The following is a 24,204-nucleotide window of genomic DNA, read 5'->3' as shown; positions in this document are numbered from 1 at the left end:
AATAAAAATAAGGATGGAATGTATGAATTTACCAATCTTACCTACAATCAGCACAAGTTTTATAGTTATTAGTGCGATCCTTGTTGCAATAGGATGGCGTAAAATTTGGAAGAGAAAAATCGAAAGCCATAAAAAAGTGATGTTAACGGCAGCTTTTTTTGCACTTGCGTTCTTTATTATCTATGCTTCAAGAACAATATTTATTGGGAATACTGCTTTTGGTGGTCCAGATTCTATTAAGATTTATTATACAATCTTTTTAATCTTCCATATTAATTTGGCAACAATTGGTGGTATCTTGGGTCTTGTACAAATTATAACTGCTTTCAAAGAGAAATTTAAAATTCATAGATTTGTAGGACCAATTGCATCAATTATTTGGTTTTTCACCGCAATCACTGGTGTAGCGGTATATATGCTACTTTACGTTTTATATCCAGGCGGAGAAACAACGTCGTTACTTAAAGCAACTTTTGGGTTATAAAGCATACTATATTAAGCGTTAGTTATTCGGGAATAAAAGAGTTTGGACTTAGTCATCCATACTCATAATAAGAGGGGACAGGATAGAAATCATACTTTTCTAGAATAATTTTGTTATCCTACTCTGATAAATACAAGTATGGTTAAAAGTGCAGAGCTTAGGCTAAAAGGTTATCTGGCACGAGATTATGTATAAGTCTCATTAGCATTAAAATTATTACACGAGTTAAATACTTGGATAAGTATTACTAGTTCTTTATTGTATATATCATATTTGTGGCCGAGACATCATTGATGTCTCGGCTTTTTTTTAGGTTATGAGATTTTATTTGAACATTAACTTAAGGCGTCAGTTACAATTTAGTCAATATTTTATTCTCATAAAAGGTGTTGGTAAGACGGGTTAAAGGATAGTAATCCTTCATACAAAACAGAAATAATGAGTGTCAATAACCACTTAAGATAAATACCGTTTTAAACGCTTAGCAGTTAAAGAGTCATCGATACTTAATAAACCATAAGGAATTACCTTGATAAAGTAATTCACTGCCCTTATGGCCTGAATATAGCCCAATAACAATAATCCAATCTGGTTTAGTCATCATTATTAAATTATGTTCAGTAATAACTACAGTATTATTTTACCCAATTAAATGATCAAAGCAAGCTAAAATAATAGGAACACCTACTGAAATGTTTTTTAAGTTATTTTTTGCCCCATATATACGAGTCATTGATATATGCATCGCTCCTTAGTGAGCACTATACCCAAGGTTTGGTTGTGTATCATTTAATACCTAAATATTGAAAGTTGGTTCAATTCATTGTAAAGAGATTATTACAAAAGGAGAAATTTATGGAGATGCCTTGCTTGAATCAATCATAAACATGTACAATGAACCAAAGAATACTATAGGTGGATGAGCGATGAAAAAACTAATAATTAAAGTTATTGGTGTATTGTTATTAATTTGTTTTATAATTTATTTATTTTACTCACCGCGTTTAAAATTTGATGTTTTGGAAAATCCGAATAAGGACACGCCAAAAACAACTCAAAATAAAGATTTTCAAAAGCAAAAAACGACAAGTGAAAATCCAAAACTTGAAAAAGGTGTAGGTACATGGGTGGGGCAAGATTTACATAGTTTAACTGACAAATATGGACAAGCAGATAGGGTTTATTCATATAAAAAAGGTTTTAAAAACTACGTATTTAAACAAAAAGATCAATATTATCTGGTGACGACTAGAAAAAACAAAATAAAATCTGTTTATGCAACTGGTAAAAACGCTAGCGTTAATCCAGTGGAAATTGGAGACAAAGCTTCTAATGTATTTGAAAAATTCAGTATAAATCCAGAACCAACAATCAAAGTAGATGGCAAAGCATATGAATTAGAGCTTTCTGATGCAGATATGAAAACACAGACGCTTATCAAATTTAATGACGTTTATGCTCAAATCTATATTGACCAACAAGACAATGAAATTGTCGGTGTACGCTATTTAGATAGTGAGGCATTAATGGCGTTTAAACCATACCAAATGATCACTGCAAAAGAAGATAAAAAAGTAAAAAATAATTATAAAGAAATACCTTATGAACAAAATGCTAATCAATTGATGACATTATATGAAATAACAAATGAAATGAGAGCATTAAAAGATGCAAAAACTTTAAAAGTTAATAATGATTTAGCACATATTGCTTCATATAACTTGTACGAAGCAATCGACACTGATAGTGTAGAATTTACAGAAGAAGCATTAAAACAGAAACTTGATGAACAAAATATATCTTTCGTTTCGACAAGTCAAAATGTTGGTTATGATTTCAATGAAGTGCCAACATTAATTCACAGTTGGTTAAACTCAGATATTCATAGATCGAGAATGTTAAATTCCAAATACAATGAAATGGGCGGCGAAGTATCTAATGGTTACTATACGATTATTTTCATTGAAGATAAGTAAGGAGTGTCACTATGATAACAGAAGAAACATTGACTGTACTTGATGATATCGAGAGTTTAAGTGATAAAATACTTGACTCACGTTTATATCAAGCATTCAAATTAGCTGAGAAGTATTTAATGGAAAATGATGAGGCTCATTTACTATACCAAGCTTTTTTAAAATCAAAAGAAGCATACGATGAAATTATGAGGTTTGGGAAATATCATCCGGACTATCAAAAAGTTATGTTAGAAACACGTAAACGTAAACGTGCTTATGAAATGTTGCCAGTCGTTATGGACTATAAACAAAAAGAAGTAGCGTTACAAGATTTAATTGATGAAGTCATCGTTAAAATTGCGTATGCAGTATCTGAAAATGTAAAAATTGAAACAGGAAATCCGTTTTTCCAAAAAGATGCGAGTGGTTGTGCTACAGGTGGTTCTTGTAGCTGTTCTTTGTAAACGTAAGACATTGTGTATCTATTAATGACGATAAAAGCTGGGAAACCAAACAGGTAACCCAGCTTTTATATAATTTATTTTAGTATGTGTTTTTAAAACGTTCTGCTAAATCCGGTCTGTCAGTGACTAAAGTGTGAGCGCCGTTTACGATTAAATCATTCATTAAATCTAAATTGTTAATGCCATAATATCCAGGTACAATATTTCGTTCATTTAACCAGCTAATAAATTTAGGAGAAGTCAATTTGATACCTTTGAATGTGACTGGCATTTGGAAGGTATGGGCTTGTGGTTGGAACATATTACCAAGACCTAAACTGAATTTTAAGAAACCTTCAGCAACTTCATTTTGGCTTGCACCTATAGCAATTGTGTCGTTACTTCCTTTTTTAAAACGTTTCACTTGTTCACTATGAAAACTAGTAACTAAAACACGATTTTGCGCATTATTTCTAACAATTATGTCATAAATGATGTGAGGTACAAGCTTGCCTTCGCTACTTTGTGGCATATCTTTAAGGTCTACATTGACGAGTGAGTTTGGATATGATTTTAACAACTCATCAAATGTTAAGACCTTGGCACTTAAATGATTACGATAGGGCTTTAAACCATTCACATCTGTAAAATGGTAACCAGCATCCAATTGTTTTAACTCATCTAAAGTATGTTCTGCTACTTTTCCTGAACCATTTGTAGTACGATCAATTTCTGCATCATGAAAAACGATCAGTTGTTGATCTTTGGTTAATCTAACATCAATTTCAAATCCATCAATTTTATGGTTAATCGCGTTATCAAATGCAAGTTTGGTATGTTCTGGCATAACTGCCATGCCACCACGATGCGCAAATATATAAGGCGCCGGTTTAGAGAAGAAGGAAGGGACTGCCTGATTATTTGGCATACCTTTATATTTAGAAACGAAAATAGCACTGCCGACTAAACCAACTGTAGCTAAAAACGCACCTTTAATTAATTTATTAAATGTTGTCATGCGCAAATCCTCCTTGGTTTAAGTATATTAAGTAATATAGCAAATGTTAGCTTTACTTCAAAATAATTGTTATTTATTAATTGAATTAGTCGTGATATTATAAAGTGGCTAATAGATGGAGTGATAATATGGATATTGTATCTAGAACAAGTTTAATCATATATTTAAAACATATGAAACATGAACGCCAAATTAGAAAATTTGGCCATATTGTAAGTACAAATAAACAACAACGTTATGTTATTATGTATATAAATGAAGAAGAAGCTGATAGTATTGTAGACAAACTAATGAAATTAAAATATGTTAAAAATATTGTTGGCTCTCCTTATAAGTATTTAAAAAAAGAATACCCAAAAGAACAACATGAATTTACATAAGAATAAGTTATTAAATTAATTGAATTATTTTATAAACAAAACAAAGTCACAATAGGTTTAAGAACCAGTAAGGTGACTTTGTTTTGTTTACTATTATTCTAGTGGAGGAATCCATCTTTCTATTCTTAATACACTGATTAAATAATTGAAATAAATACTATGAGAGTGAAATCTTTCAGGTGGTTGTACATCAATTTCTTTTATCTCAAGATTAAATTGTGCTGCTTGTTTGTTAATCATATCGAACTTTTTGTTAGGCTCAGGATATGGATATTTTAATGCATTTACCATAATATACATAGCTTGAAAATGTTTGTCGCTCGTTGGTTTCATAATAATAGCGACTGAAGATAATTTTTTATCAAAAGTAGGGGTATGAAAATAGACAATATAATCTATCCGTGTATGGTTATATTCAATAAGTGTTATAAATTCAAATAAATCTGTAAGACCTTCACCTAATTTTATAAATGATTGTTTCATCTTGCTCCTCCTTATCATGCAATATGTATTATATAAAAATAAAATCTAGAATGGAAGTGTTTGTAAAATGAGAGTGATTTCTGGAATTCATAAAAGTAAACCCTTAGAAAGTTTAGAAGGACGTAATACAAGGCCTACTATGGATAAAGTTAAAGAAGGCATTTTTAATAGTTTGCACGAGGTCTCTGGCGTCGGTTTAGATTTATATGCTGGAAGCGGTGCTTTGGGTATTGAAGCATTGTCTCGCGGTATGGAAAAAATGATTTTCGTAGACCAAAATTTCAAGGCTATAAAAATTATAAAATCTAATCTTCAAAATTTAAAAATTTCCAATCAAGCAGAAGTATATAAAAATAATGCTGATCGGGCTCTTAAAGCACTTTCAAAAAGAGAAATCCAATTTGATGTTATTTTTTTAGATCCCCCTTATGAAAAAGGTTTGATTGATGAAGCATTAGATGGAATTGCAAAGTTTAACTTATTGAAAGAAAATGGTATTATCGTTTGTGAGTTCAATCATAAAGAAAAGATTGATACAAAATCATTTCATATGATAAAAAGATATCATTATGGATTAACAGACACTTTGTTATTAGAAAAAGGAGATTAAAATGTCTACAACTAAAGCAGTCATTCCAGGAAGTTTTGATCCAATTACATATGGTCATATTGATATTATTGATAGAAGCGCGGATCGTTTTGATGAGTTGCACATTTGCGTTTTGAAAAACAGTAATAAATCAGGAACTTTTTCAATTGATGAACGTATCGAATTGATTGAAGAATCAGTGAAGCATTTAAATAATGTTACTGTACATCATTTTAACGGTTTGCTGGTTGATTTTTGTGATGAAATCGGTGCTCAAACTATTATCAGAGGGTTGCGAGCTGTAAGTGACTTTGAGTATGAATTAAGACTTACTTCGATGAATAAAAAACTAAACAGTAACGTAGAAACAATGTATATGATGACAAGTACAAACTATTCCTTTATTAGTTCTAGTGTGGTAAAAGAAGTGGCTGCATATAAAGCTAATGTTTCAGACTTTGTACCAGAACATGTCGAAAAAGCATTAAATAAAAAATTCAAAAAATAATGAAAAGCTGGGGCGTAAAAGTATGTCTCAGCTTTAAATATAGTCTGTCTAATAATCATTTTATAGAAAGCATTTGTAAATTAGCTTTTGAAACAAAATATTAATGTCTGGAGTATAATGAAATGTGACGCGTAACATGGTAATTTGGCTTTGTTCCTTATACTTTGATATAGAAACACGCAATTTGGCGTAACCGTAAAACAAGGGGGAGACGAACTATTACGAACAATATCATTTCGAATTATAATTCGTATTTCATATTTAAAAAGATAAGTGAAATTCTACCTCGACTTTCTCTAGATGAGGTAGAATTAGAAGAATGGAATCAAAGCTATGAAAGCTTTAACTTTATATTTAACCGCGTTTCATTTAAAAGTAGAATGGCTAAAAAAACACCAAAAAAAAGCGGTTATTTTGTGGCAGTCTGGCATAAAAATAGCGAATATGAAAACGAACCTTTCGATTTTTATGAAATGAAAGATAAATTAATCGTTAATATATTAGATGGAAATCAAAAAGGACAATTTATTTTTTCGAAAGAGATCCTTGCGAAAAAAAGTATTATTCGTACTGATTATTCTATAGGTAAAATGGCCTTTCGTGTATATCCAGATTGGGAAACTAATTTAAATAAGGCTGCAACGTTAACCCAAAAATGGCAAACTCAATATTTTATTGACTTATCTGATGGATTAAGTGAACAAGAAATAAAGGCACAAAACGTAAATAAATATTTAGAATAATTGTTGACATTAGCAATATCTTCGATTAAACCAAAACGTGTATTTATATCAATTTCTATAAAGACGACATTTAATGTAAGCGCTTGATATATTGTGTTTTTAAGTTATTAGTATTTCGGAGATATGGAATTGTTTCCGAAAATGTGACATCTCTCTTGTTCTGGTTTTTATATAAAATCTCCCTTTTTTTATAATTTATTAAAAAAACGACGAACGTATGAACACTTAATCGTTTCATAGTGTTGTTAGCTTAATTTTAAATACGTATCACTGGGGTGTTGAAATCTGTTTCTGATCGATGAGAAAGCAAATTATAAATTTCAGTAGTATGTATTTCTTGTTCAAATAAACGCGCATTTTGTTGGTTTATTTGCGTTATATAATTACGATTTGGAAATTTTTGTTTTAAGTATTTTAAATAGTGTTGTCCTTTTTGAGACATGCCTAAAACGCGGACAGCAGAAATGGTATCGAATTGATGTTGTTTTTGAAAATTGAGTAAGATATTCATTAATAAGCGCTGGATATGCGTATATGTATAACGTTTTGTTTTTATTAATGACATCAAATGTTCAAATGATGTGGCATGTTTAATTTTTTCTAATATTCGATTTTCTAGGCCCTCGCTCATGGTATAGATGTTTTTTAAGGAGCCTGCGGTATGACTTAAAATCGCATATTTAATATATGGAAATGTATCGTCAACAGATGTGTGTGGTTCTTGATAAAGATGGTGTATTGAATGAGGGACGACATGTTTCCATTGTTCGTCATATGCTTGTATTGCATTACGAATTGACGTACCACTAGCAAAATTTAAATTTGAGATATCTTGATCATGATGATGGCTGTTTTCTCTTGAAATTGTCCAAGCTTTAATATGAGGTGCAATCTTTTGAATTGCGCGCATGTAAGAAATGCCTAAAGTATTATTTGGGGAAGATAACAGCGTATTATCATTTACAAGTTCACTTAATATCCTAGGATAACTCTTACCTTCTTTTATCTTTTTAAGAAACAGGGAAGATTGTTCAACTTGATTGATATCTCGTAAAAACGCATTAAATGAATCTATGTCTCCTGATTCGCTTCCAAAAGATAAGTGATCTGCATCAACATAATCTGCAATTTGAACAGCTGACGTTGCAAAATATTGGCCAGCTGATAGTGCAGCAAGGGCAGGTAATTCAATTACTAAATCTACAACGTTTAACGCCATCTGTGTGCGAATAAATTTATTATATATAGCTGGTTGTCCCCTCATTACAAAGTTACCACTCATAATCGCAATAGAGACTTCAGAGTCGGTTATTGACTTTGATGTCTGGGCATGGTATAAGTGACCATTGTGGAAAGGATTATATTCAGTGATTAGTGCAACGCTTTTCATTTGCAATTCTCCCTTTCAGAACTCATTATAGATATTGTATCAGATTAAACCGTGTTAAGAAAAAATCTTGACAACTTTTGTCTATAAAGTTAAAATAAATTTTGTGCTTGTTAGAGGTGAAGCCATATGAAATGGTCAATAACACAATTAAGAAAATTCCAAGATAAACCATTTGAGTTCAATCAAACGGTGAATTTTGATCATTTAGTAAAATCATTAGATTTAATAGATCTATCTGATATTGATGTTGAAGGTGAGCTAACTGTCAAATCAAATGAAGTCATTGCAGACATGCATATTACTGGAACGTATACGATGGCGTGCGCACGTACATTAGTGCCAGTTGAAGTGCCTATCGATATTAAATCACAAGAAATTTTTGATTTAGAAGGTTATGAGTATTTAAGTGATGACGAAGAAAATGATGAGCATTATCATGATGCTTCAGACGGCATGATTAATCTAAAAGATATTGCTGAAGAACTTGTTATTGTAGAAAAGCCAATGCGTGCTTTTGCTAATGATAGCGATCAGATGTTACGTGAAGGTAATGGTTGGGAAGTTATTGACGAAGAAGAAGCGGTTGAGCTTGCTGAAGAAGAAACTAAGCAGATCGATCCTAGGCTTCAAAAACTACAACAATTATATGACGAAGAGCAATAGCGGATTTAAATAATTTATAGTATAATAGGTTATTGAGTCTGAAAACAATTATTAGTGTATGTATATAAGGAGGATATATCATGGCAGTACCAAAAAGAAGAACGTCAAAAACTAGAAAAAATAAACGTCGTACGCATTTCAAAATGTCAGTACCTGGTATGACAGAATGCCCAAATTGTGGTGAGTACAAATTAAACCACCGCGTTTGTAAGAACTGTGGTTCATACAAAGGTGAAGAAGTAGTATCTAAATAATTTCATTTATTTATGGGCTTATTGATAGCCGAAAATTAATCGTTCATTAATTATTCACATGATAATTTTTGAGCGATTTTTTTAATACTTATAGACACTATATTCAATTGATAGGTTGTGTGACTGTTGACGCAAATAAATGCTCAAATGATTCTGGCAAAAATTGAAAACAATGAAATTGATTGGTTATATGAGCATTTTAGTGATTATTTTCAAGAAGTTTCTTCTTATGATGAGTTAAAAAAATTGTTGAAATCGTATAACGCAATTAGATATAAAAATAAATTATTTAAACATATTCAACTCAATTATAGAGAGGAATACATATGGTTTGACGAAAAGATGGCCACCGGTATTAGCGTAACGCTAAATAAATATAATGAAATAATTGGTTTTGTTCTTACCCCAATTAAAAATATAAAAGGAATTAAAAAATCAAAATGTTATTATACGATTCCTGTTCAAAATGCTTGGTTTGTATACGCTGGTGGTGAAAATGAATTGCTCAATCATCATTATCCATACAAAAACCAACGCTATGCACTTGATTTGGTTTTAACAAAGGCAAATCGTAGCTACCACGGTAATCCTAATTTATGTGAAAGTTACTATAGTTACAACCAAATTATTGTTGCTCCTGCTGACGGCATTGTCGTCAAAATCATAGATGGTATACCAGATGCAACGCCAGGAGAAAATAACATGAAACATCCCGAAGGTAACTACGTTATTATGAAACATGCAAATAATGAATATAGTATGATTGCGCATATTAAACCACATTCATTTAAAGTTAACGTTGGAGATTGTGTTACGAGAGGGCAATTTATTGCTAGAATTGGTAATTCGGGTAACGCAATGGAACCACATGTACATTTTCAGATTATGAACCAATGTAATACTCAATTCGCTAAAACTTACAAAATTAAGTTAATCAATGGTACTTCGCCTGAAAAAGGTGATATAGTAAGTTATACTGATGATAATATGATATTAAAAAATAAGTTCAATTTTGCTACTAAATTTAAGAAATTAAGTTCAAATATGATTCATATCTTTAAAAATTAAAATGAAGAGGCTATAGTATGGAAATGATAACTTCTGCACAAAACAATAAAATTAAAAGTGCAAATAAATTAAAAAAGAAACGTGAAAGAGATAAAACAGGTCAGGTGTTAATTGAAGGTGCACACCTCATTGAAGAAGCGTATAAAAGTCATTTAAAAATATTACAATTATTTGCTGTTGATATTGAAAGATTAGATGATAATTTGGTGAATTATGTTGAAGAAGTATATGAAATAAATATAAAAGTAGCGGAAGCACTTTCCGGTACAGTCACACCACAAGGATTTTTCGCAATTATAGAAAAAGCACATATTGATGTTACAGGAGCACAACAAGTGTTATTAATAGATCGTATTCAAGATCCAGGAAATATGGGGACTTTGATACGTACTGCAGACGCTGCAGGTATCGATTTAATCGTTTTAGAAAAAGGGACAGCAGACCCGTATCAAGATAAAGTATTACGGGCGAGTCAAGGCAGTGTATTCCATCTCCCAATTGTCACTGAGGATTTAAGCACATTTATCCGTAAATTTAATGGGAATGTATATGGTACTGCACTTGAAAATGCAGTTGCTTTTAATCAAATTACAAGTCAAGAAAAGTTTGCGTTACTGTTAGGAAATGAAGGAGAAGGGGTCAACCCTGAGTTATTAGATCAAACAACACAAAATTTAAACATTCCTATTTATGGCAAAGCGGAAAGCTTAAATGTCGCTATAGCCGGCAGTATATTGTTGTACCATTTGAAAGGTTGACCCTTTAGTTAGGTTTCGTATATAATAGATTTAATACTGATTAAAAATATTAACCAATAAAAAGACGTAAACTAATTTAACCCAGTTGTCTAAGGGAGATTATCCAAAGACTGAAAGATAATCCGCTGCTATTAGTTTTTTTCACCTTTTTGGTTACTTAAAGAAATTTAAGTCGGAAATCATTTCCGTTATCAATGACAACAAGTGTATGCGTATGCATAAATTTGGGTGGTACCACGGAAAGCTTTCGTCCCAGTTTCAGGGGATGAAAGCTTTTTTTATATGCGATTATCTATTGTTTTACAGTATACATTTTAAATAGGAGGCAAAATTATGACTCAAACAGAAGCAATGTCTGAGATTAAACAACAAGCATTAGTAGACATAAATGAAGCTCAAAATGAAAAAGAGTTACAAGATGTTAAAGTTAAATATTTAGGAAAAAAAGGTTCTGTCACTGGTTTGATGAAACACATGAAAGAATTGTCTAATGAAGAAAAACCAGCGTATGGTCAAAAAATAAACGAAGTGAGACAAGCAATCGAAGGAGAAATTGAATCACGACGTGAAATTTTAGCCAACGAAAAACTAGAACAACAATTAAAAAATGAAAAAATTGATGTTACGTTACCTAGTAGAAAAATTTCAATAGGCGCTAAGCATCCTTTAACTAGAACAATTGAAGAAATTGAAGATTTATTCTTAGGTTTAGGTTATGAAATTGTAGACGGATTTGAAGTTGAAAAAGACTATTATAACTTTGAGGCGTTAAACCTACCTAAATCACATCCAGCTAGAGACATGCAAGATAGTTTTTATATTACAGAGGATATTTTAATGAGAACGCATACGTCACCCGTACAAGCGAGAACAATGGAACAACGAAATGGACAAGGACCAGTTAAAATATTATGCCCTGGTAAAGTTTATCGACGAGATTCTGACGACGCAACACACAGTCATCAATTTACTCAAATTGAAGGTCTTGTGGTAGATGAAAATATTCAAATGAGCGATTTAAAAGGGACTTTAGAATTGTTGGCTAAACAATTATTTGGCGAAGACAGAGAAATTAGACTCCGTCCAAGTTATTTCCCTTTTACAGAACCTTCAGTCGAAGTCGACGTATCTTGCTTTAAGTGTAAAGGTGAAGGTTGTAATGTGTGCAAACATACAGGTTGGATTGAAATTCTAGGTGCTGGAATGGTGCATCCTAACGTGCTTGAAATGGCTGGATTCGATGCCTCTAAATATACAGGGTTTGCTTTTGGTATGGGGCCAGATAGAATCGCAATGTTAAAATATGGCATTGAAGATATCCGCCATTTCTATACGAATGATGTCCGTTTCTTAAATCAATTTAAAGCAGTAGAAGATAGAGGTGAAGCATAATGTTTATTTCAAAAGAATGGTTAGAGACATTTGTAGAAATTAATCAACCTGTCAATGTGCTTGCAGAAAGAATTACGCGCACAGGTATCGAAGTTGATGATATTATTGATTATACAAAAGATATTAAAAATTTAGTGGTAGGGCATATCCAAACGAAAGCACCTCATCCAGATGCTGATAAACTCAGTTTATGTCAAGTTGATATTGGTGAAGCAGAACCAGTACAAATTGTTTGTGGTGCACCTAATGTTGATGCTGGACAAACAGTCATTGTAGCTACTGTAGGTGGACGTTTACCTGGCGGTGTAAAAATAAAGAGAGCGAAACTACGTGGTGAACGTTCTGAAGGTATGATTTGTTCATTACAAGAAATTGGTATTCCAAGTAACCTTGTGCCTAAACAATTTGAAGAAGGTATCTATAATTTTACATCAGATATCAAACCAGGTACAAATGCATTGAAAGCTTTATACTTAGATGATCAGGTCATGGAGTTTGATTTAACGCCAAATAGAGCAGATGCTTTAAGTATGGTGGGTACGGCTTATGAAACAGCAGCGCTTTATAATGTACCAATGATTAGACCAGAGACACAAAGTCAAGAATCTACAAAACAAGCTACTGATGAAATGCGTATTAGTGTTCAAAATAAAGATAAAGTACCATATTATAGTGCTAGAATAGTGAACGATGTGAAAATACAACCCTCACCTGAATGGATGCAAATGAGATTGATTAAAGCAGGTATTCGCCCGATTAATAATGTTGTAGATATTTCAAACTATGTGTTATTAGAATATGGTCAACCACTTCATATGTTTGACCAAGACCAAATCAGATCTAAACATATCGAAGTTCGTCAAGCGACAACAGGCGAAAAAATGACTACATTAGACAATCAAGAAAGAGCCTTAAAAGATAGCGATATTGTCATTACTAACGGGGATACACCAATTGCTATTGGCGGCGTTATGGGTGGAGACTTCTCAGAAGTAACCGAAAGTACAACAAATGTTGTTATAGAGGGTGCCATTTTTGATTCAGTTTCAATCAGACATACATCAAGACGCTTGAATTTAAGGAGCGAAGCTTCAAGTCGTTTTGAAAAAGGTATTGCAACTGAATTTGTAGACGAAGCTGTCGATAGAGCTTGTTATTTATTACAGCAATACGCAGAGGGAACAGTGCTTCAAGGCCGCATTGCTGAAGGCCAACTAGGCCAATTTGTTACACCAGTGAATATTACTGTGGAAAATGTTAACGAAACAATTGGTTTTAACTTATCACCAGAAGAGATTGAAGCTGTCTTTGTTCGATTAGGCTTCGAGACGACTAGGGAAGGTAATTCACTTACTGTTATGGTGCCGTCGCGCCGTAAAGATATTACCATTAAAGAAGACCTTATAGAAGAAATTGCACGTATTTATGGTTACGACGAAATACCATCAACATTGCCTGTATTTAAACAAGTCACACCGGGCACATTAACGGATAGACAAGCAAAAACACGTGTTGTTAAAGCGACGCTAGAAGGCGCTGGATTAAACCAAGCGATTAATTATTCCCTTGTCGATAAAACACGCGCAACTGATTTTGCTTTGCAAGACCGTTCAACGATATCATTGTTGATGCCTATGAGCGAAGCACACTCTACTTTAAGACAAAGTTTAATCCCGCATCTAATTGATGATGTATCTTACAATGTTGCACGTAGTAATCATCATGTAGCATTGTACGAGTTAGGGCGTGTATTCTTTGGCAATGAAGAGAATCAATTACCAGATGAGGTTGAATATTTGAGTGGTATTTTAACAGGGGACTATACTGTAAATACATGGCAAAATAAAAAAGAAGAAATAGATTTCTTTGTAACCAAAGGTATTGTCGATCGTATTGCAGAAATATTAGATATTCAATTTGAATATGAAGCCGGCGAAATAGATGGTTTACATCCAGGCAGAACGGCATGGGTTAAATTAAATGAGGAAATAGTTGGTTTTGTTGGAGAATTACATCCACAAACTGAAAATAACTATGATTTAAAACGTACTTACGTTTTTGAGTTGAATTATGATAAATTAATGTCAGTATCTGTAGGTTATATTAATTATGAACCAATTCCAAGATTCCCAGGCGTATCAAGAGATATTGCACTGGTAATTAATCGAGCAACGCCATCCGCTGAAATTGTAAAAATCATTCAAAATTATGGCGGAGATATTTTACAACATGCTGAAGTATTTGATGTATACGAAGGTGAACATGTTGCAGAAGATGAAAAATCAATTGCTATTCGTCTAGCATATTTAGATATGCACCAAACGCTTACGGATGATAAAGTGAACGGAGTGCATAACCGTATTTTAGAAGCTTTACAAGCAGAAGGCGCGACAATTAGATAATAAAAATAAACCTTGAATTGTAGCTTTATTAGCCTACAGTTCAAGGTTTTAATTTATGTATTAAGCATAACTGTTTTAAGTGCAAATTCAGCGATGTTTTTGGTTTACTAAATTGATAGCTTTATTTCTATTAGCAAAATGTTTTTTCGTGATTGTATCTAAATAGTCAATGCCATTTTTTTCAATGATTTTTGCTGCTGCTAAATCTACTTTATTACTAGCTCCTTTAGGTAAATCAGTTTTTGCATTTTTTGATAAATGGTCCATATTTTTTACAAATGCATAACGAGAAATAATACTGGCTGCTGCAATTGCAATTGATTTTGATTCACCCTTAGTTTCAAATTTCGTCTTATTTTCGAAAGGCATTTGACTAAGTGCATACCTTTTATAAACACCGGGCTCTGCAAACTGATCGATAACGATGTAGTCAAATTCTTCTTGATCGATTTTATCAACGACATTCTTAATCGCTTCATTATGTAAAACAGCTTTCATTTTAACCTGAGACCAACCAGACTTTTGCTTTTCATTGTATTTTTCATTATACATTGTTAGTAAAGAGTGCGGAATAAACGTTATAATCTGTTCAGCAAGCTCAACAATTTTTGAATCAGTAAGCCGTTTGGAATCATCTACGCCAAGCGTTTTTAAGATTTGCGCATGCTTATTAGATACATAGGCGGCGCATACCGTAAGGGGACCAAAATAATCACCACTACCTGCTTCATCGCTCCCTATACATTGAAATTGGTTATAATATATGTGTTGCTTAGCTTGTTTGATTTTGGAGGTTTTTGTATTATTTTGAGTAGCCGTAGATTTAGATGGTAGTAAAGTATTGGCTACAGCTTCTGCGTTTTTCCCTTGAAACATTATCTTATTTGAATTATAGATCGTGATGGAAGTATTTTGATATTTTGTACGTGCTTTCATACCTTGTGAAAGATTAGATGTATCAAAACGTATTTTAGTCATTAATTCTTGGATTTCTTGATTTGTTAATTTATGTACTACATTCGTCATTGAGTGACCTCGCTTTGTTCATATTACTTATTTTAAAATGAGACAATGCATATCATATCATAATTTTTAATATTTGAATGTTTTATGTTATAAGTAGCAATATAGCTTGAATTAAAAGGTGTTAAAGTTAAATATATGTAATTATTAAATAATTCAAATATAACAAATCACACCTCTTACAAAAAAATATTTTGTCGTGTATAATAGTTCGTGATAAATATTATAAATTACGAACATATAAATATAAATAAAGGTATATAACAGCAAGATTGGAAATATATATTTTTAAAGTCAGGAGTTATTATATGGGTGAGTTTAAAAACCGGATTAACGTAACTATCAATGATCAACATTATACAATCGTAGGAGAGGATAATCCAGAGCATATCCGTTATGTAGCACACTTAGTAGATGAAAGACTCAAAGAACTTGCGAGTAAGAGTGCTGGACTAGATACTACAAGAAAAGCAATCCTTACCGCTGTTAATATTATGCATGAAAAAGTGCAAGTAGAAGAGGAAAATGAACGTTTGCGACAAGAAATAAACCAGTTAAAAAATAGTGAAGACTAATGATAATTGATATACTAGTTGTTCTTCTCTTCATATATATTGGTATGATTGGATTTAGAAGAGGGCTTTGGTTAACAACTTTACATTTAGGCACTACAATGTTTGCTTTATGGTTAGCTCAACGTTATTATAGGCATGTTGCACAACGCTTAGAACTATTTGTACCTTATCCTAAAACGCGCGCTTATGATTTGGATTTTGCATTTCAATTCGCTCATCTGCAGCAACGATTTGAGCACGTGGTTGCTTTTGTAATTATTGCAACCCTTACGAAAGCTATATGTTATGGTGTTGTTGTACTATTTGATAACATTGTTCAACAAAGCTGGCCGAATATGATAAGCAGGGTATCTGGAATGGTATTGAGTTTGATTTCATCGTCAATTATTAGTGCTATTTTGTTATATGGTATAGCCATATATCCTAATGGCTTAATCCAACAACAACTATCTCATTCAATCATAACAGAATACATATTATTACATATTCCGTTTATCTCAACTTTTATCACACAACTTTAAATATATTCGTGTGGAATACAGTGATTTTAAAAACTAGGAGGTCAAGACATAACTGATATACCGAAATAACTAGGGTATGTTGTCTTGGTCTTTTTTTATGGAGTGAAACTTAATGACAAAAAAAGAAATTGTTCAATTATTAGAAAAAATAGCTGTATATATGGAAATCAAAGGTGAAAATACTTTTAAAGTTTCAGCTTATAGAAAAGCAGCTCAGAGTTTAGAAATCGACGAACGCCCTTTGGATCAAATTGAAGATGTCACTGAATTAAAAGGAATTGGTAAAGGTGTTGGTGAAGTGATCAATGAATACCTTGTAAACGGTCATTCGACAACATTAGCAGCTTTACAAGAAGAAGTGCCAGAAGGACTTATACCTTTACTAAAAATTCAAGGACTTGGTAGTAAGAAAATAGCTAAACTATATAAAGAACTTAATATAGATGGAAAAGAAGCTTTGCAACAAGCATGCGAAGAAGGAAAAGTAAGTGAACTAAATGGTTTCGCTAAGAAAACGGAACAGAATATACTTGAAGCAGTGAAAGCATTGGGCGCGAAAAAAGAACATTATCCTATTGATCAAATGAGAGGTTTAAATATAGACATTGACGACTATTTAGCGACAGTTGAAGCCATAGAAAAATACGAAGTTGCAGGCAGCTTTCGTCGCTTTAAAGAAGTGAGTAAAGATTTAGATTATATTATAAGTACAAAACAACCAACGGAAGTACAGCAAGCATTATTGAACATTCCAAACAAGGTGAAAGAAATTGCAGTTGGTTCGACAAAAGTTTCATTAGAATTAGCCTATGATGATGAAACGATAGGTGTAGATTTCCGATTGATTGAACCTTCAGCGTTTTATCATACGCTACAGCATTTTACTGGTTCGAAAGATCATAATATTCGCATCCGCCAATTAGCAAAAGAACAAGATGAAAAAGTAAGTGAATATGGTATAGAAAAAGCCGATGGTTCATTACTCCAATACCATAGTGAAAAAGAAATCTATGAACACTTTGGTGTGAATTGGATCGAACCAGCGATACGTGAAGATGGAAGCGAGTTTGATAAAGATTTATCTAACATTGTCACTTTAAATGATATCAACGGTGATATTCATATGCATACAACATACAGTGATGGTGCTTTTAGCATTGAAGATATGATTGAAGCAAATATTGCTAAAGGTTATCAATTTATGGTTATTACTGATCACTCTCAAAGTTTAAAAGTGGCAAACGGTCTCTCTGTAGAACGTTTATTACGCCAGAATGAAGCGATTAAAGCTTTAAATAAAAAATACGATGAAATTGATATATATTCAGGCATTGAAATGGACATATTACCTAATGGTCAATTAGACTATAGTGATGAAATCTTAGCACAATTAGATTACGTTATTGCAGCAATACATCAAAGTTTTAATCAATCGCAAGATGAAATTATGTATAGATTGGAACAAGCATGTCGGAATCCCTATATAAGACATATTGCGCACCCTACAGGACGTATTATAGGTAAACGACCAGGATATGAACCAGATATTGATAAATTATGTAAAATTGCTGAAGAAACAAATACGATTTTAGAAATCAATGCAAATCCAAAACGCTTAGATTTAAACGCGGAAATAGTTAAAAAGCATCCAAACGTTAAATTGACGATTAACACAGATGCGCATCATGTCGATCATTTAGAATTTATGAAATATGGTGTGGCTACTGCACAAAAAGGATTTGTTAAAAAAGATAGCGTAATTAATACGATGGATCGAGAGGCTTTTAAAGCGTTTATCGAAAACAATATTAAATTGAAGAAATAGAGGGATTATATGAGACAGAAATCATTAAATGTCTTAGAATTCGATAAAATTAAAGCACTCGTTGAAAAAGAAACAATGAGTGATTTAGGTAAAGAAAAAGTAGTTGGAATGGTGCCAGCAACTGATATAGAAACTGTAGAATTTCAAATTAATGAAACAGATGAAATTGCTCAAATTTATAATAAATATAGATTGCCGAGTTTGAGTGGTCTATCAGCGGTATCTGCACTCATCCATAGAGCAACAATTGGTGGCGTATTAAGTGTTAAAGAGCTCAATGCAATTAAACGCTTAATACAAATTCAAAACCAATATAAAACATTTTATAATAACTTGTTGGAAGAAGAAGAGGAAGTGAATTATACTATCCTCCACGATAGAATGGAACAATTACCTGTACTTTCAGGTTTATATCAAAATATTCACCAAAAATGTGATGCAAATGATCTATTTGACAATGCAAGTTATGAATTACAAGGTATTCGCAGTAAAATATCTGGAACAACGCAACGTATAAAACAAAATTTAGATAAAATTGTTAAGAGCCAAGCGAATCAGAAAAAATTGTCTGATGCTATTATCACAGTTCGTAATGAACGTAACGTTATTCCAGTCAAAGCTGAATACCGTCAAGATTTTAACGGCATTGTGCATGACCAATCCGCATCCGGTCAAACACTTTATATTGAACCATCTTCTATTGTTGAAATGAATAACCAAATTAGCCGACTACGCAATGATGAAGCAGTAGAAAGTGAACGTATTTTAACTGAACTAACCGGCTATGTGGCTGCAGAAGCAGATGCATGCTTAATTTCAGAATCTATAATGGGCCAGATAGATTTTTTAACTGCTAAAGCACGTTATGCACGTTCGTTCAAAGGTACAAAGCCTGAATTTACAAGTGAACGCACAGTTTATCTACCAAAAGCATTCCATCCTTTATTAGATCAAGATACAGTTGTAGCGAATACGATAGAATTCGCAGAAGATATTGAAGCGGTGATTATTACTGGGCCGAATACAGGTGGTAAAACCGTAACACTTAAAACACTAGGACTCATTATTCTTATGGCACAATCCGGTATGCTGATTCCTACATTAGATGGCAGTAAACTGAGCATCTTCGAGAATGTTTATTGTGATATCGGGGATGAACAATCTATTGAACAATCACTATCAACATTTTCTTCTCATATGAAAAATATTGTTGAAATATTACAAAATACAACTAAGCACAGTTTGATTTTATTTGATGAACTTGGCGCTGGCACAGATCCTAGTGAAGGTGCTGCATTAGCAATGAGTATTTTAGATTATGTACATGACATTGGTTCTCTCGTCATGGCAACTACACACTATCCTGAACTTAAAGCTTACAGTTATAACAGAACTGGTGTGATGAATGCGAGTGTTGAATTTGACATTAATACATTGAGCCCGACGTATAAATTGTTAATGGGCGTGCCAGGACGTTCAAATGCTTTTGACATTTCTAAAAAATTAGGCTTAAATATGAAAGTAATTCAAAAAGCGAAATCAATGATTGGTCAAGACGAACAAGAAATAAATGAAATGATCGCGTCATTAGAAAAAAATTCTAAACGTGTAGATGAACAACGTATTGAATTAGATAGATTGCTACGTGAAGCACAAGAGACACATGATAATCTTGAGAAACAATACGAACAGTATCAAAATCATGAGAAACAATTAATGAGCGAAGCTAAAGAAAAAGCAAATCAACGGGTGAAAGCTGCAACTAAAGAAGCTGAGGATATTATTAAAGAATTACGTGAACTTAGAGACAAAAAAGGTGCAGATGTAAAAGAGCATGAACTCATTAATAAAAAGAAACAGCTTGACGATCAGTATGAAGCGAAATCATTAAAACAAAATATACAAAAGAAAAAATGGGATGAAATTAAAGTCGGCGATGAAGTGAAAGTGCTAACTTATGGGCAAAAAGGCGAGATTTTAGAATTATTGGACGAAAATGAAGCAGTCGTCCAAATGGGTATTATTAAAATGAAGCTGCCAATCAGTGACTTAGAAAAAACGAAAAAAACGAAAGAAACGCCTACTAAAATGGTTAAGCGTGAAAATCGCCAAAGCATAAAGATGGAACTGGATTTACGCGGTTATCGTTATGATGAAGCGATGGTCGCAGTTGATCAATATTTAGACCAAGCTGTGTTGAGTAACTATGAGCAAGTTTACATTATTCACGGTAAAGGAACAGGCGCATTGCAAAAAGGTGTGCAAAAACATTTAAAACGACATAAAAATGTGTCATCATATAGGAACGGTATGCCAAGTGAAGGCGGATTTGGCGTGACCGTTGTAGAATTAAAATAAATGTGAGCAAGAGATATGCAGAATTATAAAAACTCTGTTATAATTTCTTCATCATTTGATAATTTAAGGAGGATTGGCAGTTATGGCAATCGTAAAAGTAACAGATTCAAACTTTGATGAAAATATTCAATCAGGTGTCAATTTAGTAGATTTTTGGGCAACTTGGTGTGGACCATGTAAGATGATTGCTCCAGTATTAGAAGAATTAGCTGGTGATTATGATGGAAAAGCTAATATTTTAAAACTTGATGTAGATGAAAATCCATCAACAGCTGCTAAATTTGAAGTAATGAGTATCCCAACTTTAATCTTATTTAAAGATGGAGAACCTGTTGATAAAGTTGTAGGTTTCCAACCTAAAGAAAACTTAGCAGAAGTAATCGAAAAACACTTATAGAAACAACCAAGCTGGGACATTAATTAATTTAATGTCTCAGCTTTTAAATTTGTAAATAAAACGAATACTTTGGTTTAATTATAAATAATGTTTTATAATAACAATTAGCATTTTAATCTTACAAAGAAGGATAAAAATGAAGTATAACTTATTTTCAGTGTAAGTTTATATATATACATTTACTTTTCAATAAAGAATATAGAAATTTGATAGAAAGGAGGAAAATGAAATGGAAGCATATCAAGAAGATATTAAGCAAAAATTGACTGTAGTACCTACTGAACCAGGCTGTTATTTAATGAAAGATCGCAATGATCAAATTATATATGTAGGTAAGGCAAAAAAGTTAAGAAACAGATTAAGGTCTTATTTTACTGGTGCACATGATGCTAAAACAACAAGGCTCGTTTCAGAAATTAGAAATTTTGAATTTATTGTAACATCAAGTGAGACTGAATCTTTATTGTTAGAACTTAACTTGATTAAACAATATCAACCTAGGTATAACATTTTATTAAAAGACGATAAAAGTTATCCCTTTATCAAAATTACAAAAGAAAAATATCCTCGGCTTCTTGTGACACGCACGGTAAAAAAGGGGACTGGAAAATATTTTGGACCGTACCCTAATGCGTATTCGGCTCAAGAAACGAAAAAACTACTCGATAGAATTTATCCATTTAGGAAATGTGATAAAATGCCAGATAAATTGTGCTTATATTACCATATTGGGCAGTGCTTAGGGCCGTGTGTCTATCCAGTAGATTTAAATAAATACGCTGAAATGACAAAAGAAATTTCTGATTTTTTAAATGGAGAAGATAAGACTATACTGAATAATTTAGAACAAAAAATGGGCGAAGCAAGTGAAGCACTAGATTTTGAAAGAGCGAAAGAATATAGAGATTTGATTCAACACATTCATAATTTAACTAAAAAACAAAAAATTACAACTTCTGATAATACTATTAGAGATGTTTTTGGTTACACTGTTTCAAAAGGCTGGATGTGTGTTCAAGTGTTCTTCATTAGGCAAGGAAACATGATTAAACGAGACGCTACAATGATTCCTTTGCAACAAACAGAAGAAGAAGAATTTTATACCTTTATAGGTCAATTTTATGACTTGAACCAACATATATTACCTAAAGAAGTGCATATCCCTAAAAATTTAAATAAAGAAATTATTCAATCAGTGGTCGACACTAAAATTGTGCAGCCAATTAAAGGTAAGAAAAAAGAATTGATAGACTTAGCCAATCATAATGCAGAAGTGACATTAGATAATAAATTCGAATTAATTGCTAAAGATGAGTCACGTACAGTTAAAGCGATTGAAGAGTTGGGAGATTGCATGGGTATACAGACGCCCATACGAATTGAAGCTTTTGATAATTCAAATATTCAAGGCGTGCACCCTGTTTCAGCCATGGTTTCATTTATTGATGGCAAACCTAATAAAAAAGGCTACCGCAAATATAAGATTAAAACAGTAGATGGTCCAGATGATTATAAATCTATGAGAGAAGTTGTGAGAAGACGTTATACGCGGGTGCTGAATGAAGGCTCACCTTTACCTGATTTAATTATTGTAGATGGTGGTAAAGGTCACATGACCGGCGTCATTGATGTACTTGAAAATGAATTAGGACTAGACATTCCAGTAGCTGGCTTACGTAAAAATGATAAGCATCAAACATCAGAAATTTTATACGGGGAAAGTGCGGAAGTGGTTCCTCTGAAAAAGAATAGCCAAGCTTTTTACTTATTACAAAGAATTCAAGATGAAGTTCATAGATTCGCAATTACATTTCACAGACAAACACGTCAGAAGACAGGTTTACAATCAGTATTGGATACTGTAGACGGTATCGGTTCTAAAAGAAAAACAAAATTATTGCGTACTTTCGGTTCAATCAAGAAAATGAAAGAAGCAAGCGTTGAAGAATTAAAATCAGCGGGGTTACCTCAAAATGTTGCTGAGAATCTTCATCAGGCGTTATACAACAAGTAAGAAAAAAAGATTAGGGGATGAGAATCATTCTCATGCCCAAAATCTTACTAATTAGTGTTACAATAGCAAATAACAGGGATTCTTTTTTTAAAAGTATATGGAAGCGTTTTCTAATTGAGAAAAATTATCACTTAAATCTAAGTTGTTAAACAACTGTCAAAACCAACTAGGGGTAATACTTCAATGTTTAACAAAAGTATGTTGCACTTTACATTGCTATAAATATAAAGCGATATTATAAAATGTTGTAGCTTAGTTTTAGTTGATAAGTGTCATCGCTTCTTTACTTTAATGAAAGATACCAAAAAATTAATTGTTTCACAGGGGGGACTTCCTTTTGGCATACTCGAAAAATCAATTCTATTTAAGACGCTTACATTCTTTACTAGGCGTGATACCGATAGGCGGATTCTTATTAATCCATTTGCTCGTTAACCACCAAGCAACGAAAGGTGTTGAGGCGTTTAACAAAGCAGCTGGATTTATGGAATCACTGCCATTTTTGATTGCATTGGAGTTTATCTTTATTTATATTCCAATTTTTTATCATGCGGTATATGGTGTACATATTGCCTTTACGGCAAAGGAAAACGTAGGACATTATTCCCAATTTAGAAATTGGATGTTCTTATTACAGCGTGTCACAGGTGTTATTACGTTTGTTTTTGTTGCGATTCATTTGTGGCAAACACGTATTCAACGTGCATTAGGTGATGAAGTGAATTTTGATATGGTACATGACATTGTATCAAATACAGGTTGGTTAATTTTCTATATCATCTGTTTACTAGCTGTAACATTCCACTTTGCTAATGGCTTATGGTCGTTCTTAGTAACTTGGGGCGTTTTACAATCAAAAAGATCACAACAAATTTTTACATGGGTATCACTTATTGTATTTATCGTAGTTTCATATATTGGATTAAGTGCTATTCTTGCGTTCGTATAATTTAAAAAT

24 protein-coding genes are annotated in these 24,204 nt (G+C 32.5%); 20 read left to right on the top strand and 4 right to left on the bottom strand.

Annotated features, from left to right (window positions below):
- Nucleotides 1-22: 22 nt before the first annotated feature.
- The 3 genes from KA900_RS03735 (at nucleotide 23) to KA900_RS03725 (ending at nucleotide 2,906) form a co-directional block, all read left to right on the top strand.
- Nucleotides 23-484 (top strand): DUF420 domain-containing protein, encoded by a 462-nt coding sequence (locus KA900_RS03735; protein ID WP_096810380.1) that lies wholly within the window; start codon nucleotides 23-25, stop codon nucleotides 482-484.
- Between the two features lie 926 nt (nucleotides 485-1,410).
- Nucleotides 1,411-2,460 (top strand): CAP-associated domain-containing protein, encoded by a 1,050-nt coding sequence (locus tag KA900_RS03730; RefSeq protein WP_096810379.1) that lies wholly within the window; start codon nucleotides 1,411-1,413, stop codon nucleotides 2,458-2,460.
- A gap of 11 nt (nucleotides 2,461-2,471) precedes the next feature.
- Nucleotides 2,472-2,906, top strand: coding sequence for a YlbF/YmcA family competence regulator (locus KA900_RS03725; RefSeq protein WP_096810378.1), 435 nt, complete (start codon nucleotides 2,472-2,474; stop codon nucleotides 2,904-2,906).
- A 79-nt stretch (nucleotides 2,907-2,985) separates the two neighbouring features.
- Here the strand turns inward: KA900_RS03725 and KA900_RS03720 are convergent, their stop codons facing one another.
- On the bottom strand, nucleotides 2,986-3,903 hold the full coding sequence (locus tag KA900_RS03720; protein WP_096810377.1) for a glycerophosphodiester phosphodiesterase family protein: 918 nt from the start codon (nucleotides 3,901-3,903) through the stop codon (nucleotides 2,986-2,988).
- Nucleotides 3,904-4,031: 128 nt separating this feature from the next.
- Between KA900_RS03720 and KA900_RS03715 the strand changes: the two genes are divergently transcribed.
- Nucleotides 4,032-4,283, top strand: a complete 252-nt coding sequence (locus tag KA900_RS03715; protein WP_096810376.1) for a YlbG family protein — start codon at nucleotides 4,032-4,034, stop codon at nucleotides 4,281-4,283.
- A 93-nt stretch (nucleotides 4,284-4,376) separates the two neighbouring features.
- Here KA900_RS03715 and KA900_RS03710 read toward each other — a convergent pair whose 3' ends face one another.
- Nucleotides 4,377-4,766 carry a DUF7147 family protein gene (locus tag KA900_RS03710; RefSeq protein WP_103373004.1) on the bottom strand — a complete coding sequence of 130 codons (390 nt, stop codon included), beginning with the start codon at nucleotides 4,764-4,766 and terminating at the stop codon, nucleotides 4,377-4,379.
- Between the two features lie 67 nt (nucleotides 4,767-4,833).
- Between KA900_RS03710 and rsmD the strand changes: the two genes are divergently transcribed.
- The 3 genes from rsmD (at nucleotide 4,834) to KA900_RS03695 (ending at nucleotide 6,606) form a co-directional block, all read left to right on the top strand.
- The gene (rsmD, locus tag KA900_RS03705) at nucleotides 4,834-5,376 is read left to right on the top strand and encodes a 16S rRNA (guanine(966)-N(2))-methyltransferase RsmD (protein WP_096810374.1); all 543 of its coding nucleotides are present in this window, start codon (nucleotides 4,834-4,836) and stop codon (nucleotides 5,374-5,376) included.
- A 1-nt stretch (nucleotide 5,377) separates the two neighbouring features.
- Nucleotides 5,378-5,863 carry a pantetheine-phosphate adenylyltransferase gene (gene coaD, locus KA900_RS03700; RefSeq protein WP_096810373.1) on the top strand — a complete coding sequence of 162 codons (486 nt, stop codon included), beginning with the start codon at nucleotides 5,378-5,380 and terminating at the stop codon, nucleotides 5,861-5,863.
- Between the two features lie 182 nt (nucleotides 5,864-6,045).
- Nucleotides 6,046-6,606, top strand: a complete 561-nt coding sequence (locus tag KA900_RS03695; RefSeq protein WP_348634573.1) for a MepB family protein — start codon at nucleotides 6,046-6,048, stop codon at nucleotides 6,604-6,606.
- 256 nt (nucleotides 6,607-6,862) lie between these two features.
- Here the strand turns inward: KA900_RS03695 and KA900_RS03690 are convergent, their stop codons facing one another.
- Nucleotides 6,863-7,996 carry a nucleotidyltransferase gene (locus KA900_RS03690; protein WP_210139311.1) on the bottom strand — a complete coding sequence of 378 codons (1,134 nt, stop codon included), beginning with the start codon at nucleotides 7,994-7,996 and terminating at the stop codon, nucleotides 6,863-6,865.
- A 126-nt stretch (nucleotides 7,997-8,122) separates the two neighbouring features.
- Here KA900_RS03690 and KA900_RS03685 point away from each other — a divergent pair, with 126 nt between their 5' ends.
- From KA900_RS03685 to pheT, 6 genes are all read left to right on the top strand, one after another.
- Nucleotides 8,123-8,659, top strand: a complete 537-nt coding sequence (locus KA900_RS03685) for a YceD family protein (RefSeq protein WP_096810370.1) — start codon at nucleotides 8,123-8,125, stop codon at nucleotides 8,657-8,659.
- 80 nt (nucleotides 8,660-8,739) lie between these two features.
- Nucleotides 8,740-8,913, top strand: a complete 174-nt coding sequence (gene rpmF / locus KA900_RS03680) for a 50S ribosomal protein L32 (RefSeq protein ID WP_096810369.1) — start codon at nucleotides 8,740-8,742, stop codon at nucleotides 8,911-8,913.
- A gap of 126 nt (nucleotides 8,914-9,039) precedes the next feature.
- On the top strand, nucleotides 9,040-9,981 hold the full coding sequence (locus tag KA900_RS03675) for a M23 family metallopeptidase (RefSeq protein ID WP_115342293.1): 942 nt from the start codon (nucleotides 9,040-9,042) through the stop codon (nucleotides 9,979-9,981).
- Nucleotides 9,982-9,998: 17 nt separating this feature from the next.
- The gene (locus KA900_RS03670) at nucleotides 9,999-10,739 is read left to right on the top strand and encodes a TrmH family RNA methyltransferase (protein WP_096810367.1); all 741 of its coding nucleotides are present in this window, start codon (nucleotides 9,999-10,001) and stop codon (nucleotides 10,737-10,739) included.
- Between the two features lie 333 nt (nucleotides 10,740-11,072).
- The gene (gene pheS / locus KA900_RS03665) at nucleotides 11,073-12,131 is read left to right on the top strand and encodes a phenylalanine--tRNA ligase subunit alpha (protein WP_210139310.1); all 1,059 of its coding nucleotides are present in this window, start codon (nucleotides 11,073-11,075) and stop codon (nucleotides 12,129-12,131) included.
- The gene (gene pheT / locus KA900_RS03660; RefSeq protein WP_119487805.1) at nucleotides 12,131-14,533 is read left to right on the top strand and encodes a phenylalanine--tRNA ligase subunit beta; all 2,403 of its coding nucleotides are present in this window, start codon (nucleotides 12,131-12,133) and stop codon (nucleotides 14,531-14,533) included. Before pheS ends, pheT begins: the two co-directional genes overlap by 1 nt.
- An 87-nt stretch (nucleotides 14,534-14,620) precedes the next feature.
- Here the strand turns inward: pheT and rnhC are convergent, their stop codons facing one another.
- Entirely contained in the window at nucleotides 14,621-15,559 is a 939-nt protein-coding gene (rnhC, locus tag KA900_RS03655) for a ribonuclease HIII (RefSeq protein WP_107644530.1), read from the bottom strand.
- 305 nt (nucleotides 15,560-15,864) lie between these two features.
- Between rnhC and zapA the strand changes: the two genes are divergently transcribed.
- The 7 genes from zapA to KA900_RS03620 all read left to right on the top strand — a co-directional run bounded on the left by zapA (nucleotide 15,865) and on the right by KA900_RS03620 (nucleotide 24,195).
- Complete coding sequence (gene zapA, locus KA900_RS03650; protein ID WP_096810363.1) at nucleotides 15,865-16,131, top strand: cell division protein ZapA; 267 nt, start codon at nucleotides 15,865-15,867, stop codon at nucleotides 16,129-16,131.
- On the top strand, nucleotides 16,131-16,652 hold the full coding sequence (locus tag KA900_RS03645; protein ID WP_103373526.1) for a CvpA family protein: 522 nt from the start codon (nucleotides 16,131-16,133) through the stop codon (nucleotides 16,650-16,652). The genes zapA and KA900_RS03645 overlap by 1 nt, the downstream gene beginning before the upstream one ends.
- Nucleotides 16,653-16,764: 112 nt before the next feature.
- A complete protein-coding gene (gene polX / locus KA900_RS03640; RefSeq protein ID WP_096810361.1) occupies nucleotides 16,765-18,477 on the top strand; it encodes a DNA polymerase/3'-5' exonuclease PolX in 1,713 nt (570 codons plus the stop codon).
- A gap of 9 nt (nucleotides 18,478-18,486) precedes the next feature.
- Nucleotides 18,487-20,835, top strand: coding sequence for an endonuclease MutS2 (locus tag KA900_RS03635; RefSeq protein WP_119487804.1), 2,349 nt, complete (start codon nucleotides 18,487-18,489; stop codon nucleotides 20,833-20,835).
- 82 nt (nucleotides 20,836-20,917) lie between these two features.
- The gene (trxA, locus tag KA900_RS03630; RefSeq protein ID WP_019469293.1) at nucleotides 20,918-21,232 is read left to right on the top strand and encodes a thioredoxin; all 315 of its coding nucleotides are present in this window, start codon (nucleotides 20,918-20,920) and stop codon (nucleotides 21,230-21,232) included.
- A gap of 229 nt (nucleotides 21,233-21,461) precedes the next feature.
- On the top strand, nucleotides 21,462-23,246 hold the full coding sequence (gene uvrC, locus KA900_RS03625; protein WP_096810359.1) for an excinuclease ABC subunit UvrC: 1,785 nt from the start codon (nucleotides 21,462-21,464) through the stop codon (nucleotides 23,244-23,246).
- A 337-nt stretch (nucleotides 23,247-23,583) separates the two neighbouring features.
- Nucleotides 23,584-24,195, top strand: a complete 612-nt coding sequence (locus tag KA900_RS03620) for a succinate dehydrogenase cytochrome b558 subunit (RefSeq protein ID WP_096810358.1) — start codon at nucleotides 23,584-23,586, stop codon at nucleotides 24,193-24,195.
- Nucleotides 24,196-24,204: the final 9 nt, after the last annotated feature.

The organism is Staphylococcus sp. GDY8P120P, from assembly GCF_017892065.1.
GTDB classification, from domain to species: domain Bacteria; phylum Bacillota; class Bacilli; order Staphylococcales; family Staphylococcaceae; genus Staphylococcus; species Staphylococcus nepalensis.
The sequence above is the reverse complement of the archived record's forward strand: the minus strand, read 5'-3'. Positions and strand labels throughout refer to the sequence as shown.

What these genes read in the sequence shown, in the direction of transcription:
- KA900_RS03690 (WP_210139311.1), bottom strand. Translation starts at nt 7,996, where the DNA reads ATGAAAAGCGTTGCACTAATCACTGAATATAATCCTTTCCACAATGGT.
- pheT (WP_119487805.1), top strand. Translation starts at nt 12,131, where the DNA reads ATGTTTATTTCAAAAGAATGGTTAGAGACATTTGTAGAAATTAATCAA.
- KA900_RS03715 (WP_096810376.1), top strand. Translation starts at nt 4,032, where the DNA reads ATGGATATTGTATCTAGAACAAGTTTAATCATATATTTAAAACATATG.
- rsmD (WP_096810374.1), top strand. Translation starts at nt 4,834, where the DNA reads ATGAGAGTGATTTCTGGAATTCATAAAAGTAAACCCTTAGAAAGTTTA.
- KA900_RS03730 (WP_096810379.1), top strand. Translation starts at nt 1,411, where the DNA reads ATGAAAAAACTAATAATTAAAGTTATTGGTGTATTGTTATTAATTTGT.
- trxA (WP_019469293.1), top strand. Translation starts at nt 20,918, where the DNA reads ATGGCAATCGTAAAAGTAACAGATTCAAACTTTGATGAAAATATTCAA.
- rnhC (WP_107644530.1), bottom strand. Translation starts at nt 15,559, where the DNA reads ATGACGAATGTAGTACATAAATTAACAAATCAAGAAATCCAAGAATTA.
- pheS (WP_210139310.1), top strand. Translation starts at nt 11,073, where the DNA reads ATGACTCAAACAGAAGCAATGTCTGAGATTAAACAACAAGCATTAGTA.
- rpmF (WP_096810369.1), top strand. Translation starts at nt 8,740, where the DNA reads ATGGCAGTACCAAAAAGAAGAACGTCAAAAACTAGAAAAAATAAACGT.
- coaD (WP_096810373.1), top strand. Translation starts at nt 5,378, where the DNA reads ATGTCTACAACTAAAGCAGTCATTCCAGGAAGTTTTGATCCAATTACA.
- KA900_RS03645 (WP_103373526.1), top strand. Translation starts at nt 16,131, where the DNA reads ATGATAATTGATATACTAGTTGTTCTTCTCTTCATATATATTGGTATG.
- KA900_RS03725 (WP_096810378.1), top strand. Translation starts at nt 2,472, where the DNA reads ATGATAACAGAAGAAACATTGACTGTACTTGATGATATCGAGAGTTTA.
- zapA (WP_096810363.1), top strand. Translation starts at nt 15,865, where the DNA reads ATGGGTGAGTTTAAAAACCGGATTAACGTAACTATCAATGATCAACAT.
- KA900_RS03710 (WP_103373004.1), bottom strand. Translation starts at nt 4,766, where the DNA reads ATGAAACAATCATTTATAAAATTAGGTGAAGGTCTTACAGATTTATTT.
- KA900_RS03670 (WP_096810367.1), top strand. Translation starts at nt 9,999, where the DNA reads ATGGAAATGATAACTTCTGCACAAAACAATAAAATTAAAAGTGCAAAT.
- polX (WP_096810361.1), top strand. Translation starts at nt 16,765, where the DNA reads ATGACAAAAAAAGAAATTGTTCAATTATTAGAAAAAATAGCTGTATAT.
- KA900_RS03735 (WP_096810380.1), top strand. Translation starts at nt 23, where the DNA reads ATGAATTTACCAATCTTACCTACAATCAGCACAAGTTTTATAGTTATT.
- uvrC (WP_096810359.1), top strand. Translation starts at nt 21,462, where the DNA reads ATGGAAGCATATCAAGAAGATATTAAGCAAAAATTGACTGTAGTACCT.
- KA900_RS03635 (WP_119487804.1), top strand. Translation starts at nt 18,487, where the DNA reads ATGAGACAGAAATCATTAAATGTCTTAGAATTCGATAAAATTAAAGCA.
- KA900_RS03685 (WP_096810370.1), top strand. Translation starts at nt 8,123, where the DNA reads ATGAAATGGTCAATAACACAATTAAGAAAATTCCAAGATAAACCATTT.
- KA900_RS03720 (WP_096810377.1), bottom strand. Translation starts at nt 3,903, where the DNA reads ATGACAACATTTAATAAATTAATTAAAGGTGCGTTTTTAGCTACAGTT.